Origin of the sequence: Streptomyces sp. NBC_00289 (assembly GCF_041435115.1) — a bacterium.
Lineage (GTDB): Bacteria > Actinomycetota > Actinomycetes > Streptomycetales > Streptomycetaceae > Streptomyces.
This window is the reverse complement of record NZ_CP108051.1, coordinates 1-12,149: the sequence shown is the minus strand read 5'-3', so window position 1 is coordinate 12,149 and position 12,149 is coordinate 1. Positions and strand designations below refer to the sequence as shown.

General features: G+C 68.6%; 18 protein-coding genes. 4 read left to right on the top strand and 14 right to left on the bottom strand.

Features of this window, described 5'->3' with window-relative positions; genetic code table 11:
• Positions 1–164 precede the first annotated feature (164 nt).
• The 14 genes from OG985_RS50695 to OG985_RS50630 form a co-directional block, all read right to left on the bottom strand.
• Positions 165–1,562, bottom strand: a complete 1,398-nt coding sequence (locus OG985_RS50695) for a tyrosine-type recombinase/integrase (protein WP_371671483.1) — start codon at positions 1,560–1,562, stop codon at positions 165–167.
• A complete protein-coding gene (locus OG985_RS50690; protein ID WP_371671482.1) occupies positions 1,562–1,765 on the bottom strand; it encodes a helix-turn-helix transcriptional regulator in 204 nt (67 codons plus the stop codon). Before OG985_RS50690 ends, OG985_RS50695 begins: the two co-directional genes overlap by 1 nt.
• Positions 1,762–3,132: a replication initiator protein RepSA gene (gene repSA / locus OG985_RS50685; protein ID WP_371671481.1), complete on the bottom strand. Its 1,371-nt coding sequence runs from the start codon at positions 3,130–3,132 to the stop codon at positions 1,762–1,764. The genes OG985_RS50690 and repSA overlap by 4 nt, the downstream gene beginning before the upstream one ends.
• Positions 3,125–3,313, bottom strand: coding sequence for a hypothetical protein (locus tag OG985_RS50680; protein WP_371671480.1), 189 nt, complete (start codon positions 3,311–3,313; stop codon positions 3,125–3,127). Before OG985_RS50680 ends, repSA begins: the two co-directional genes overlap by 8 nt.
• Positions 3,314–3,397: 84 nt before the next feature.
• Positions 3,398–3,949, bottom strand: coding sequence for a GGDEF domain-containing protein (locus OG985_RS50675; protein WP_371671479.1), 552 nt, complete (start codon positions 3,947–3,949; stop codon positions 3,398–3,400).
• Positions 3,950–4,042: 93 nt separating this feature from the next.
• The gene (locus OG985_RS50670; protein WP_371671478.1) at positions 4,043–4,351 is read right to left on the bottom strand and encodes a SpdD-like protein; all 309 of its coding nucleotides are present in this window, start codon (positions 4,349–4,351) and stop codon (positions 4,043–4,045) included.
• Between the two features lie 23 nt (positions 4,352–4,374).
• On the bottom strand, positions 4,375–4,530 hold the full coding sequence (locus OG985_RS50665; RefSeq protein ID WP_371671477.1) for a hypothetical protein: 156 nt from the start codon (positions 4,528–4,530) through the stop codon (positions 4,375–4,377).
• Between the two features lie 11 nt (positions 4,531–4,541).
• Positions 4,542–4,733, bottom strand: a complete 192-nt coding sequence (locus OG985_RS50660) for a mobile element transfer protein (protein ID WP_371671476.1) — start codon at positions 4,731–4,733, stop codon at positions 4,542–4,544.
• Position 4,734: 1 nt separating this feature from the next.
• Positions 4,735–4,929, bottom strand: coding sequence for a hypothetical protein (locus OG985_RS50655; RefSeq protein ID WP_371671475.1), 195 nt, complete (start codon positions 4,927–4,929; stop codon positions 4,735–4,737).
• 21 nt (positions 4,930–4,950) lie between these two features.
• Positions 4,951–5,640, bottom strand: a complete 690-nt coding sequence (locus OG985_RS50650) for a DUF2637 domain-containing protein (RefSeq protein WP_371671474.1) — start codon at positions 5,638–5,640, stop codon at positions 4,951–4,953.
• Positions 5,640–5,846, bottom strand: coding sequence for a hypothetical protein (locus OG985_RS50645; RefSeq protein ID WP_371671473.1), 207 nt, complete (start codon positions 5,844–5,846; stop codon positions 5,640–5,642). Before OG985_RS50645 ends, OG985_RS50650 begins: the two co-directional genes overlap by 1 nt.
• Positions 5,847–5,932: 86 nt before the next feature.
• On the bottom strand, positions 5,933–7,288 hold the full coding sequence (locus tag OG985_RS50640) for an FtsK/SpoIIIE domain-containing protein (protein ID WP_371671472.1): 1,356 nt from the start codon (positions 7,286–7,288) through the stop codon (positions 5,933–5,935).
• Positions 7,289–7,290: 2 nt separating this feature from the next.
• Positions 7,291–7,644: a hypothetical protein gene (locus OG985_RS50635; RefSeq protein ID WP_371671471.1), complete on the bottom strand. Its 354-nt coding sequence runs from the start codon at positions 7,642–7,644 to the stop codon at positions 7,291–7,293.
• 139 nt (positions 7,645–7,783) lie between these two features.
• Positions 7,784–8,563: a GntR family transcriptional regulator gene (locus tag OG985_RS50630; RefSeq protein ID WP_371671470.1), complete on the bottom strand. Its 780-nt coding sequence runs from the start codon at positions 8,561–8,563 to the stop codon at positions 7,784–7,786.
• A gap of 18 nt (positions 8,564–8,581) precedes the next feature.
• On the opposite strand from OG985_RS50630, the gene OG985_RS50625 reads away from it, so the two are divergent.
• From OG985_RS50625 to OG985_RS50610, 4 genes are all read left to right on the top strand, one after another.
• Positions 8,582–9,049 carry an NUDIX hydrolase gene (locus OG985_RS50625; protein WP_371671469.1) on the top strand — a complete coding sequence of 156 codons (468 nt, stop codon included), beginning with the start codon at positions 8,582–8,584 and terminating at the stop codon, positions 9,047–9,049.
• A 370-nt stretch (positions 9,050–9,419) separates the two neighbouring features.
• A complete protein-coding gene (locus tag OG985_RS50620; RefSeq protein ID WP_371671468.1) occupies positions 9,420–9,965 on the top strand; it encodes a hypothetical protein in 546 nt (181 codons plus the stop codon).
• 689 nt (positions 9,966–10,654) lie between these two features.
• On the top strand, positions 10,655–11,281 hold the full coding sequence (locus tag OG985_RS50615; protein WP_371671467.1) for a hypothetical protein: 627 nt from the start codon (positions 10,655–10,657) through the stop codon (positions 11,279–11,281).
• Between the two features lie 226 nt (positions 11,282–11,507).
• Positions 11,508–11,753: a hypothetical protein gene (locus OG985_RS50610; protein ID WP_371671466.1), complete on the top strand. Its 246-nt coding sequence runs from the start codon at positions 11,508–11,510 to the stop codon at positions 11,751–11,753.
• Positions 11,754–12,149 lie beyond the last annotated feature (396 nt).

Sequence of the window (12,149 nt, the reverse complement as noted above, 5' to 3'; positions counted from 1 at the left end):
AGTCTCCGCCCTCCCTTTGGGAGGGCGTTTTTGCTGTTCAGAGCGTGTATCGCTCGGCACGACGAAGCCCCGGGCGCCCCCTCGATGATCAAGGGTGGGCTCCGGGGCTGTCCGGCTGTCACCGGGTTTTCGCGGGTGGCTGTGTCGAATACGTGTCGAAGTTCTCAGCCGAGAGGGTCAGGACCCTCTGGAAGATCTCCGGCGGCTTCGAGCCGCTTCTTCAGGTCGGGGAGCTGCCCCTCGACGCATCGGGCGTAGGTGGCCAGCAGCACAGGGACGCTGTTCCCGGCCCACTCTGCGACCTGGGCGGGCGGGATCCCGTCGTTGAGCCACTTCGTGAGGCGCGTGTGCCGGTTGTCGTACACCCGCTTGCCCGTGGGCGACTCGAAGACGTGCGGGGGCAGGACGGCCTTGCGCGCACTGCGCCAGGCCCGGCGGATGACCGAACCCGCGAGGATGCCGCCCGTTTCACCCTGGAACAGGAGTTCCCCCGGCTTGAGCTGTTCGTCCTCGATGTGCTGCCGCAGAATTCGCGTCAGAGCGGGATGTCCCGGCGCGGTGCGCGTCTCGCCCTCGGCGCGGCCCTTCAGGTCGCGCGTCTCGTGGATCTCGCCGGTGTCGGTCCACTGCTTGCCGACCTCCGGGGTCGCCGTGTGGATCAGCAGCTCGCACCACTGATCCCCGTCCTCAGAGCCGGGAAGCGTCACGTCTTCCACTCGCATGGCTACGGCTTCCTCCGGGCGCAGACCGCAGTAGTACAGCGTGGCGAAGAACGCGTGCAGTCGCTTCCCTCCACGGGGCCGGCGCCGGATCCAGTCGAGGAGTGCGGCCGCCTGATCCGCGTTCATCAAGGACCGCTTGTCCACGGCGTTACTGGTCTTGGTGACAGCCGTCGACTCCTTCCCCTTGGGCAGGGGGTTGGTCCGCAGGACGCGCCGGCGGATCGCGTGCTTCATGACGACGTTGAGGATCCGGCGGTGGCGCTTCCTGGACCAGGCAGCCGCCTGCTTGCCGTCGAGGCGCGTGTCGATGGCTCGCAGGATCTCGTCGGCCTTCTCCGGGTCCTCCCAGGCCGAGACTGGAAGGGAGTTCCGTTCGACCCACCTGAGAATGGTCACCACGTCCCGGGGCGCTTCTGCTCGCCGGTTGGCGTTGAACGCCCATTCACGCACCGCGGTCCGCACGGCGACAGGGTCGAACTGAGTGGGCTGGACACGCAGCAGTGCGATGGTGGTCGCCGTGAGGGCCTTCGCGGTGTTCTTGCGGCTGTTCGCGCCGAGTTGAGGCCAGCGGAAGTCCATGTACTCAACGGCGAACTTGTACCAGCTCGTGGCGGCCGACTTGGAGCGATGAGAGACCGGCAGGCCGGTGGCAACGACGAACGCCTCCCCCTTGCCCGTCGCCTGTATGAGTTCGGAGCGGAATCCCTCGGCCAGCGCAGCGGTGCGGAAGGGCTCACGCCAGCGCTTGCCAGCAACCACCCAGCGCACTGTGTGCGTGGTCTTCCGGGCGCCCTTGTACGTGAGGATCTTGTAGATCTTGACGTCGTACGTGGTCTCCATCAGGCGGCGTCCTCACGGTCGTCGAGCCAGTGGTCGAGATCGCTCCGCCGGATCCTCAGGTCGCCGTTCGGGAGCTTGATGCAGCGCGGGGCACGTCGCTTCGCCCGCCAGTCGTAGAAGGTGGACCGGGAAATCTTCAGCTCCGTGCAGACTTCGGCAAGGGTGAGCTTTTCGTCTCGCGACCTGACAACGGGCGTCGTCACGGCATGGCTCCTTCCAGCTCTGTCAAGGCTTCGCGGGCGGTTTCGCGGTTGTGCTGGAGGGCGCGGGCGATGGTGGCGGCGAGGGCGGATTCGCCGGGGGTATGGCCGTGGCCGGCGTACTGCCAGTCGGCGAGGACGAGAACGGTGTCCGGCTCGACGTCGTCCAGGCCGAGGGCGGCGTGTTCCTGGGCGGCGCGGTAGTCAGCGCGGGCCTGGCGGAGTTCGCCGAGGGTGGTGGAGTAGCGGCGGGACTTGGAGGAGAAGTGACCGCGGAAGCCGAGCATGTGCGCCCAGGCCCACAGGCGCCGGTCGGGGTAGAGCGGATCGAGCTGCTTGCAGGCTTCGATCAGGCGGCGCGTGTGGTCGGGGACCTGGTGGCGGTCGAGTTCGCAGAGTTCGCCGATGCGGCGGTCGAGGGTGCCGGTGTTCTCGGCGGCTTTGGTGGCGTACTTGGCGACGTAGGAGGCGACGGCCTGTTCGGTGATGTCGGAGCCGTCCCCGAATGCCTTGATGGGCCGGACGTCTAGCTGGGTGCCCCAGCGGAAGGTACGGGCAGGTTGGTCGGCGGCGGCCGGGACCGACACCGAGGTGTAGGAGTGGGCGGCGGCGGCCTGAATGGCGTCGGTAAGCAGCTGGACGGTGGCCCAGGCAGGGGGCGGCGTGTCCGGGCCGTCGGGCCCGTCGAGGCGGATGACGGCGTGGAAGTGGAGGGCGCCGCGTTTTTGGAACTCGGCGACCTTGCCGTAGGAGAGCCGGGCGCGCTCCTTCAACTCGCGTTGGGAGATGCCGGCGCGGGCGGCGATTTCCCGGCGGAGGCGGTTGGTGAAGCGCTGCCACAGGTTGCCCGCGTGGTTGTTGAACAGGATGGCGCCCGCGTAGTCGTAGGTGGCCGGGTCGAGGGCGGTGCCGAGGCCGGGATCGTCGGTGGCGTGGCGGGTGCCGCAACGGCAGATGCCACGGTCGGGGCGGTTGTGGACGGGGCCGAAGGAGGGGGCGGTGAGGGTGGCGAAGACGCGGGGGTGGTCGCGGACGGTGGAGGGGATGTCGCGGCGGTCGTCTCCGGCGAGGCCGGCGCGGATGAGGTGGTAGGTGTCGCCCGCGTACGTCCAGGCGCAGGAGAGGCAGCGTGAGGCCCGCCGGTTGCCGCAGGCGAGGCGGAGGCGTCCGCCCGGCTCGCTGTCGGTGGAGTAGTGGTGCAGGGTCTCGCCGGTTGTCTTGTCCTTGGTGAGGGTCCAGCCGGTGAGGTGGATGGGGTCGGAGCAGCCGCCGGTGCGGCGGATCTGTTCGTGCCAGCGGTCGTAGTCGTCGGCCGAGGCCACCCTCAGCAGGTCGCCGAGGGTGACCGGGTCGAGCAGCTGGTCAGGCACGGGCGCCCTCCCGGGTGCGGGTGGGGCGGTTGGTGGTGCCGGTGCCGTGGCAGGCGGGGCAGTGCGCGGTGATGGTGTGCAGGTGGCCGCTGGCGTTACGGCCGCCGAGGGTGATGGCGACGCAGGCGAAGCCGTCGCAGGCCGGGCAGATCCTCGGCGGGGGCGGGGTGTGGTGGGCCATGATGGTGGTTCCTTTCGATTGCGGTTGGAGGGAACGGCCCGGGTGGCGGCGTGCTTGGCGGCTTGTGCGCCACCCGGTGTCCGGTCAAAGAGCGGTGCGGGAGCCCCGGCGGCCACGGCCTTTCGCCGCATACATGGCGGCGTCGGCGGCGGCGAGCGCATCCGCCAGGCAAGGCGCCGGCAGATCGGCGAGCAGGCAGGCCCCGACCGAGGCGGCCAGCGGCAGAGCGAGTCCGTCGTAGGACAGCGGCCGGTGCAGCGAATCGGTGAGCGCCTCGAGATCGGCGGCGGCCAGGTCCCGGAGCACGGCCACGAACTCATCCCCGCCCAGGCGTCCGGCGGTGCCGTTGTGTCCGCACCAGGTGCGCAGCCGGTCGGCGGTGGCGACGAGGGCGGCGTCTCCGGCGGCGTGCCCGTGGGTGTCGTTCAGGGTTTTGAAGTGGTCGAGGTCGACCAGGAGGACGGCGGCGGTGGGGTGCCGGCGGATGAGGCGTTCGGCGCGGGCGGTCCATCCGGCGCGGGTGTGCAGGCCGGTGAGCGGGTCGCGGCGGGCGGTGGCGAGGCGGCGGGCGAGGATGCCGCCGTGCACGGCCCAGCCCAGTAACGGCACGATGCTCGCGGCTGTCTGCGGATCCATGGCGTTTCTCCCTTTGGCGATGGCGGTTGGCTGACGCGAGCGGTCCCGGGAGCGGCGGCGTGCTTGGCGGCTTGTGCGTCGCCCCGGGGCCGTTCAGCGGCGGTGCTGGGAGGTGATGAGCGAGCGGATGACCAGGGCGCAGACGGCGATCGAGGCGGCGGTGACGGCGACCGCCAGGAGCATGGAGACCAGGACAGTGCCGACGACCAGGACCACAGCCGTGCCGCCACCGACCAGGGCGAGCACCGAGCCCGGGGTGAGCTGCACGGTGGGCCGGGAAGACGCCGGCACTTCCATCGGGGCGGCGGTCGGCTGGTGGTGGTCGACGGCGGTCGGTGTAGTCGGCAGCGGGACGACGGCGCCGGTCGGCGTCGGGTTGGCGGGGATCTTCGGGCGGAGCATGGCGGATCTCCCTTCACAGGCGGTTACTTGACGGCGGTGTCGATGACCGGGGCGAGGAGGCTGTCGGCGATGAGGTAGCCGCCCAGGAGCAGGACCAGGACCAGCCAGAGCGGCGGGCGGATGAGCTTGCAGCCGAGGTAGCCGACGACGGCGAGGGCGAACCAGAGCGGGACCTGCATGGCGGTGTCTCCTAGCGGACGCGGCAGCGGTGGGTGCGGGCGGCGAGCTGAGCGGCGCTCTGGCTGGTGTAGTCGGCCGACCAGCCGCAGCGGTCGTTGGTGCACACGGCGGCGTGCTTGGTGTGGCCGTGGCGGTCGCGGTGGGTGCCGATCTGTACCGGGCCGATCCGCATGACGGAGTGGAAGTGGTCGCGGGCAGGCATGTCAGTCGCGCTCCGTTCGGGTGGTCACCGGGTCGGGGAAGCTGGCGCGAATGCCGGCGGCGGTGGCCGGGTCGGCGGTGCGCTGGGCGGCTTCCTCGGCGAGCAGATACGCGAGGTAGGGCCGGTCGGCAGCGACCATTTCGCGGGCACCGTCGAGGTAGTCGGAGACGGTCAGGTCAGCGGGGTCACGTGTCATGGGTCTTGCTTCCTTCCGGTTTCAGGCGAGCTGGGCGGCGATGGCGTCGGCCAGCTGCGGCGGGACGCCGAGGCGGGCGCGCAGGGTGTCGGCGTCGATCCGGCTCCCGGTACGGGTCTGGTGGTCGGCGGCGACCTTGCGGGCGTGATCGACCAGCGCGGCCGGGACCGGCGGAACAGGAGTAGCGGGTGTAGCCGGGGCGGGTTGTGGCGTCGTGACAGGTTCGGCGGCCGGGAGCGCGGCGAGGTCTCCGGCCTCGGTCAGCGCATCCGGGATGGCTTCCGGCTCATGCGCGGTGACCGGTACGGGTGCGGCGGTGGTGGCAGGCACTTCTGCCGCCGGGTGGTCGGTGGTGGAGTGGGCGAGGAGAGTGCCGCCCATGAAGGCCAGCGCGGGCCAGGCGGCGACGAGGATGCTCAGCCAGGCCGGGACGTGGTGGAGGTCGAGGAGTCCGGCGGTGGCGACGTTGGCGCCGAGCGAGGCCACCAAGGCAATCAGGAACCAGCACCAGGCCAGCCGGGACGGGCCATCGCTCCGCAGCCGCCGCCAGGAGGCGACCAGGAGCAGATCCACGGACACGGGGTAGGCCCAGGCTTTCCAGCCGTCCTGTCCGGCAGCGGCGGCCAGATCGTGGAGGTGGGCGAAGGACAGGGCCCCGGCAATGACGGCCTGGACCAACACCGCGTCCACGCGCAGGGCGGGGCGGGCCATCAGAACCCCTCACCCGGGTAGGGCGGGCCGTCGCTGGGGTCGTAGCCGGGCGGGAACGTCCCCGGCGGCGGCTCCGGCAGGGACGCGGCCAGAGACGTACCGACGATCTCGATGAAGTAGGCGTCGGCTCCGGCGGTGTCACCGTAGAGAGCGAGCTGACCGAGCATCAGGACGGTGCGGGCGAAGTCCTCGCAGTGCGGGCACATGACGGGGCTTCCTCCCTTCTGCAGACATGGCGGGGGTAGGGACCTGGCGCGAAGGCGGTCACGCCGACCGGGGGTGCGGGGAAGGGTCAGGCGGTGGCGGGGGCTGTCTTGGACAGCGGCACCCGGGCCGGAGCCAGCGGGGCGAGCGCGGGCCGGAAGGCCGCCAGGGCGGGCAGGTCCGGGGTGCGCTCCGCATGCTTGTTGCAGATATTCACGGCCTCGCGCAGCGAGGTGTGCGGGGCACGGATACGGGCCCAGCCACCGGAGGAGTCACCGGTCACGGCGATGCCGGGGGTGTCCGTCGGGATTTGGATGGCGGCGAGGACGGCGTCCGGGGAGATGTCGCCGAAGGCCATGTTGGCGGAGGATTCGTCGTTGACGCGATGCGCGGTACGGCCCGTGAGCTGGGCGCGGAGCATGGTGATGCCCTTGCCGAGTTCGGAGCCGAAGCGCTGCCCGCAGATTTCGAGGTAGATGCCGGCGGCCCGGCCGAGCTGGGCGAGGCGGACCAGGGCGGTGATGATGCGGTCGCGCCGCTTCTCCTCCTCCTTGGTGGCGAACAGGGCGAGTTCGGCGACCTCATCGACCAGGACCACGACCGGGACCGGGCGCAGGTGGTCGGGCAGGTCCCAAATGTCGGCGGCGATCTCCGCGTCCGGCACGTCCACCGTGATCCGCTGCTCGGCCCGGATCATCTGGTAGACGCCCTCCATGTGCGTGACGAGGGCCTCCAGGAGGTCGACGGCGGTGTCCGGGTTGTCGGCGAGCGCGGAGAAGCGGCGGGCCAGCGGGAACAGCTCGACGCCCTGCTTGCAGTCGATGCCCACCAGCGCGACATCCAGCGGGGCCAGCCCGACGACCAGGTTGCGCTGGAAGACGGACTTCCCCGACTCCGTGGCGCCAAGGGTCAGCCCGTGCGGGACCGTCCGGTAGTCGCGGTAGTGGACCGAGCCGTCCTCCCGCAGGGCGACCGGGACCCGCATCGGGCGGGTGTCGGTCCTGGCAGGCATCTGGACCCGCTTGAGGACGTCGTAGCCGGTCATCCTCACCTCGACCACACCGGAGCGCAGTTCACGCGAGGTGACGCCGTACAGGCCGAAGGAGTGGCGCAGCCGGTCGGAGGCCGCCGCGACGTCGAAGGCGTCCTGACCGGGTCGGAGCTTGAGCCGCAGGACCAGGCCCGTGCGGGTGGGGCGCAGCCGCAGGATGCGGGGGGCCCGGGGGCCGGGCGCCGGCCGGTTGCCTATCCGGGCGAGAGCCAGGCGCCAGCGGGAGGGCGGGACCGTCAGCCCGCAGGCGTCCATGACGGAGGAGTAGCGGACCAGGACCCGCAGCCCGGCGAGGGTGACGCCGAAGGTCAGCCAGTACCAGGCGGGGCGCCGCCACCGCAGAAGACCCGCAGCAGCGACGACCAGCACCAGCGCGACCATGAACCAGGTCATGATCAGGCAGCCTTCGGCTTCGAGGCAGCGGCGACAAGCGAGGTCACGGCGACCGCCCGGAAGGCGATCCCGTGGCGCTTCTGGCCGTTGAACTCGTTCTCCCACGCCGAGGCGACCAGACCGGTCAGCGCGACCGGAGTCCCCATCGCCAGGTCCTCGGAGACGCCCGGCTGCGGAACGGTGAGCTTGAGGATCTCCACCTCATCCGGCGTGGAGAACATGACCTCCACCGTCATCAGCGTGACGCCGTCCTTGTCGAGGGCGATCTCACCGGTACGGCGGTCCTTGACCTTGGGCTGCGGAGCCTTGGCGACCATCACGGTCGCGGCGGACGTGTCTACGGGAATCTGACGCACAGCGATTCACTCCTCTATAGAGGCTGGACTCCGTCACTTATGTACATGAGTGACATGAAGAAGAGTGCATGACTCCTGTACATGAGTCAACCCGCCGCGAAGAAGAAGTCGCGACGGGCTGAGGGGAGTTGAGGATGCGTCAGTCGAGGGCGGGGATCCGGTACTCGAAAACGAACTGGTCAGCGGCCATGAGCGTGTCACAGACCTCGACCACGCGTCCCTCGGTCGTACGTGCTTCACGGATCAGGTGGATGACGGGGGCGCCGGGGCTGAGAGCCAGCTCCGAGGACTCCGCCTTGGAGGCCGGCCGCCCTTGCAGGGTCTCGACGAACTCCTCGAACTCGTGCCCGTGGTCTTCGAGTCGGGCGTAGATGCCGCCACCGCCGGGGTTCTCGGCGAACAGCTCAGGGATGTCCTTCACGACGTCCCACGGGAGGTACGACGTCGCCGTCTCGACGGGCGTGCCGTTACGGAAGTAGAGGCGTCGCCGGGCGAGCACCTGAGTGCCGGCGGGGACGCCCAAGCGCTCCGCAGCATCCTCCGGGGCCTCCATTGGGCCGATGTAGAGGACGCTCACCTTGGCCGTGGCGCCGGACTGCGCAGACTCGGCGAGATAGGCAGCTTTGCCACCCTGCCGAAGTGAACGCCGGAAGCGGTCGGAGGACCGATGGCGCACGGGCGGCCGATCCTTCACGATCGAGCCCTTGCCGTGCCGTGTCTCGACCAGCCCGCTCGCACGCACCTCGACCATGGCCTTACGGATCGTGCCGCCTGATACGCCGTAGCGGTCCACCAGCTCGGACTCACTGGGCACCATGTCGCCGGGCTTGATGACACCGGCCCGGATCTGCTGCACGATCTCGTCTGCGATCTGTACGTAGCGAGGTACGGACCGCTCACCTCCTACTGCTGTTCCCATAGTCCTTCTCTTCCTCCTATGCTCCTGCACATGAGTAACAGTGCCCAGGAAGGCGAGTCAACGCCGCTCCACTCCGTGTCCGTGGCCGGAGTGGTCATCGGCGAGGACGGCCGACTCCTGGCGATCCGCCGCGCGGACAACGGCACTTGGGAACTTCCCGGCGGCGTACTCGAACTCAACGAGACCCCCGAGGCCGGCGTCGCCCGCGAAGTCTTGGAAGAGACGGGCATCCACGTCGAGGTGGACCAGCTCACCGGGGTCTACAAGAACACCACCCGGGGCATCGTCGCCCTTGTCTTCCGCTGCAAGCCTTCAGGCGGCACAGAGCGCACCTCCAGCGAATCAACCGAGGTCGACTGGCTCACGCCCGAAGAGGTCAGCGAACGCATGGCCGAGGTCTTCGCCATCCGGCTCCTGGACGCCTTGGACGGCAACGGGCCTCACGTGCGGAGCCATGACGGCAAGAGCCTGATCGCAGCGCGGTAGAACTTTCCCTACTTCATCAAGGCCCGCGCACGGCGCGGGCGCGCGCCGCCTCTGCGGCGCGGCCTGCCTCCTGTCTGCGCCCCGGCTGGCCGCGCCCGGCGGCGCGCTGGCGAGCTGCGGGCATGAAGTGGGAGACACCCTCTGTGGCTGGGGCGGTCGGCTCCACGGCTTTAGGCAGCCACTTTGGGGCGAGCCTCTAAGATCATGGCCCCAACGTCGTGCTTTAACGGGCAGGTCCACAGACTGCCCGACGCGCCGGAAGCTTACGGGGCCATGATCACTCGCCCCAAAGCAGCTCCAGCCCAAAGCCGTTCCACCGACCTTCTCGGAACCAGACTCCCGCCCCACCCAACGGATCTAGAGTTGCCTTATGGCTCCTCGCGATCAGAAAAGAATGGACCGGCATACCTGGCTACCTCATAAAGCAGTGCGCGCCTGCATTCGACTCTCCAAGCGACACGAAAAGAAATTCCAAGAGGCGCGGCACTTTATGATCGACGTCGCCGCATTCATCTCCATCATGTCGCATCCGTCCCGCGGAACGCGCAGAACAGATCAGGACATGCTAGACGCTCTGACTCTAGTGGCTGAAATGCAGGTACTCGTGGAGGCTTCAGAGGAGCGGCTGCTCCGAGAGGCTCGACGTCGAGGGATCACGTTTCGCGAGATAGCCGATGCCATGGCCATGCGAAGCAGGCAATCCGCAGAGCAGCGCTTCATTCGCCTCGCCGGAGGCAAGGGAGAAGCCGAGCAGAATCATATGAATCGCCGCCGTCAGGCGCGCTTCGGGTACGTCGCAGATGCCCAGGACAGGCATGAGAACCACCTCATGAACCTGAACCTGGCATTCCGCTGGATTGCGTTTGATGCAGACCTTCCGGAGGAAGTAGCGCAGGATCCTGAGGACGAGAACTAGACGCGCCCGCGCCCCCTCCGCGAACGGAGGCTTGTTGGATCAACAGGAGCATCCCTGACACAGCCGTCATCTGCTCTGGACTGACGAATTGCGAACAAGCGATGAGTAACCCGATTTGAACGAACATCCTCACATCCAGAACGCGCGCGAGGGCCATCATTTTCCCGTATCGAGAGTTTCGCATTAGCAGTTCCACCCCTTTTCCTTCACGGAACACCGCTACCGACTAAGCAATAGTGGCACTCGCAAAAGAAGGGGCCGCAGCACAGGAAAATGTTATCCGAGCCTATAAGGCCCCCTCAGCCCGCAACGTCACAGGTGAGGGCCCCGAACGTCTCGGCCAAGGATTGCAAGCTCGTCAACGAATGATTGACTACGCAGGACGGCAACGCACTGTGAGCAGGACGAGAAGCGACGGCGGACACTCACGCACGAGCGCCCTCCCGGGCCGCCCTCGGGCCGCGGAAGGGCGCTCAACGTTGACCAACGTCGACAGCTACCGACAGCTCAGCAGCAGGTCAGGGCGTTGATCCATAGCGCAGCCGCAGGTCACGGCCGCCGGTGATCAGTTGTGGATGGTCTGAGAGACGAGCGTGCGTTGGACGCCCTGGCCAGATCGCCCCCTTGTGCGCCCTTCGTGTACGTGTCACACAGTTCAGTGGGCCGGACCTGGGGGAGGGGAGCACTGCATGTCGGTGTTGGGTGGCTATCCGGTAGGGCCGTCGGCCTGGGCCATCGAGCGGTTTGGGCGGCACGCTGGCGCACTTGCCGCTGCGGTCCCGGTGCAACTGGCCAAGGCGCACGGGAAGGCTCACGCCGCGCACCTCGCCGCGGGACTGAAGAAGCGGAGTCCGTACGGTGTCGCCCTCGCTGGGGTGGTGCGCGAGAACCTGGCGGAGACGGCGCGAGAGCTGGGGGAAGCCGTGCGCGACGTGCGGGGGTACGAGTATGCGGTGATCAATGATCACGCACTCTTCCCCTTCCGGTACGCGGACAGGCCGAAGCCCCTGGATCGAGCCCGGTTGCCGGCCAACGCATCGCCTACTCGGCATCGGCTGTTCAGGGCGCACGGGCCGCAGCCTCCGGAAGGCCTGTTCGATGTCGATGAGGACCTGGCGACCGAGGAGTACCTGGGGCTGCACGAAGTGTTCGAGGAGCTGGGAGCTTCCACCAGGCTGGTCTGTGTGTTCTTCACGGCCGACGCCGAGAACGGCATCCATGCCATCCACTGGGGGGACGCGCACCTCGAGCCCGATCGCACTTTCACCTGGCCCTACAGGGAACAGCTCCCGGTTGCTCCCGTGCAGATGGAGTGACGGACGGTGGCACCGCTGCCTGGGCACGGCCGGTCGAGGCCGACTGAGTCCTGGGCCGTCCCTGGGCCGTCCGAGGCCGACCGACGCCGACAGACGACGCGCAGGGGTCCCCCTCCCACCCCGCTCTGGCCTGGGCCCCCGGCGATGATCTGCCACCCTGGACGCGTTATGTCTGCACCCGGAGAACTGGGGCGACGATGCCGGGCCGGCTGACTACGGTGGTTCCGTGCTGGAAGACGATGGTGGTCTGGCCGCCTGGCTGGAGTCGAAGCGGTTACTCACTAGCCCTGAGCGTCACATCGACACGTTGCGATGCCTGCTCGCCGAGGACGACGACGCGCTTTTGATGTACGACTACGACCTGATCAGTGATCCGCAGACGGTCGCCATCGTGAGAGCTCAGCAGGGCACAGCGGGACAGCGCCGCCGCAGGCTGCGGCGACTGGCAGCGCGCCGGCCCTCCGCGACGTGACATCAGCGGATGACATCAACACCCCTGGACGGCAACGGACTGGAACGGCCGCAGGGGGGCACCACCAACCCTCAGCGTCGCGGGCGCGGAGCAGGCCGCACGGCCCCATGATCGAACTCTTAAATCGGGTGTCGGACTTACCTTCGGCGTCGGATGTACCAACCCGCCACCAGCACGATGAGGATGGCAACGACGAAGGCCCACACGGTCGTTGCGCCGTCGTACGAGCGGTAGGCAATCAGAGCAAGCATGTTCAGGCGGATACCCTGGGCGTGTGGCTTCAGCAGACACGCGTCGTCCGCCCCTCTGCCGAATGCGTGTCGAAGACGCCGCACGTCCGCAATCGTCAGCCGAAGAACACGAGGTCAGAGGGCATGCACCGGCGAACTCACCAAG

Coding starts and splice junctions, on each gene's coding strand:
- OG985_RS50695 (WP_371671483.1), bottom strand. CDS start 1,562: ATGGAGACCACGTACGACGTCAAGATCTACAAGATCCTCACGTACAAG.
- OG985_RS50680 (WP_371671480.1), bottom strand. CDS start 3,313: ATGGCCCACCACACCCCGCCCCCGCCGAGGATCTGCCCGGCCTGCGAC.
- OG985_RS50675 (WP_371671479.1), bottom strand. CDS start 3,949: ATGGATCCGCAGACAGCCGCGAGCATCGTGCCGTTACTGGGCTGGGCC.
- OG985_RS50670 (WP_371671478.1), bottom strand. CDS start 4,351: ATGCTCCGCCCGAAGATCCCCGCCAACCCGACGCCGACCGGCGCCGTC.
- OG985_RS50665 (WP_371671477.1), bottom strand. CDS start 4,530: ATGCAGGTCCCGCTCTGGTTCGCCCTCGCCGTCGTCGGCTACCTCGGC.
- OG985_RS50660 (WP_371671476.1), bottom strand. CDS start 4,733: ATGCCTGCCCGCGACCACTTCCACTCCGTCATGCGGATCGGCCCGGTA.
- OG985_RS50655 (WP_371671475.1), bottom strand. CDS start 4,929: ATGACACGTGACCCCGCTGACCTGACCGTCTCCGACTACCTCGACGGT.
- OG985_RS50650 (WP_371671474.1), bottom strand. CDS start 5,640: ATGGCCCGCCCCGCCCTGCGCGTGGACGCGGTGTTGGTCCAGGCCGTC.
- OG985_RS50645 (WP_371671473.1), bottom strand. CDS start 5,846: ATGTGCCCGCACTGCGAGGACTTCGCCCGCACCGTCCTGATGCTCGGT.
- OG985_RS50640 (WP_371671472.1), bottom strand. CDS start 7,288: ATGACCTGGTTCATGGTCGCGCTGGTGCTGGTCGTCGCTGCTGCGGGT.
- OG985_RS50630 (WP_371671470.1), bottom strand. CDS start 8,563: ATGGGAACAGCAGTAGGAGGTGAGCGGTCCGTACCTCGCTACGTACAG.
- OG985_RS50625 (WP_371671469.1), top strand. CDS start 8,582: ATGCTCCTGCACATGAGTAACAGTGCCCAGGAAGGCGAGTCAACGCCG.
- OG985_RS50620 (WP_371671468.1), top strand. CDS start 9,420: ATGGCTCCTCGCGATCAGAAAAGAATGGACCGGCATACCTGGCTACCT.
- OG985_RS50615 (WP_371671467.1), top strand. CDS start 10,655: ATGTCGGTGTTGGGTGGCTATCCGGTAGGGCCGTCGGCCTGGGCCATC.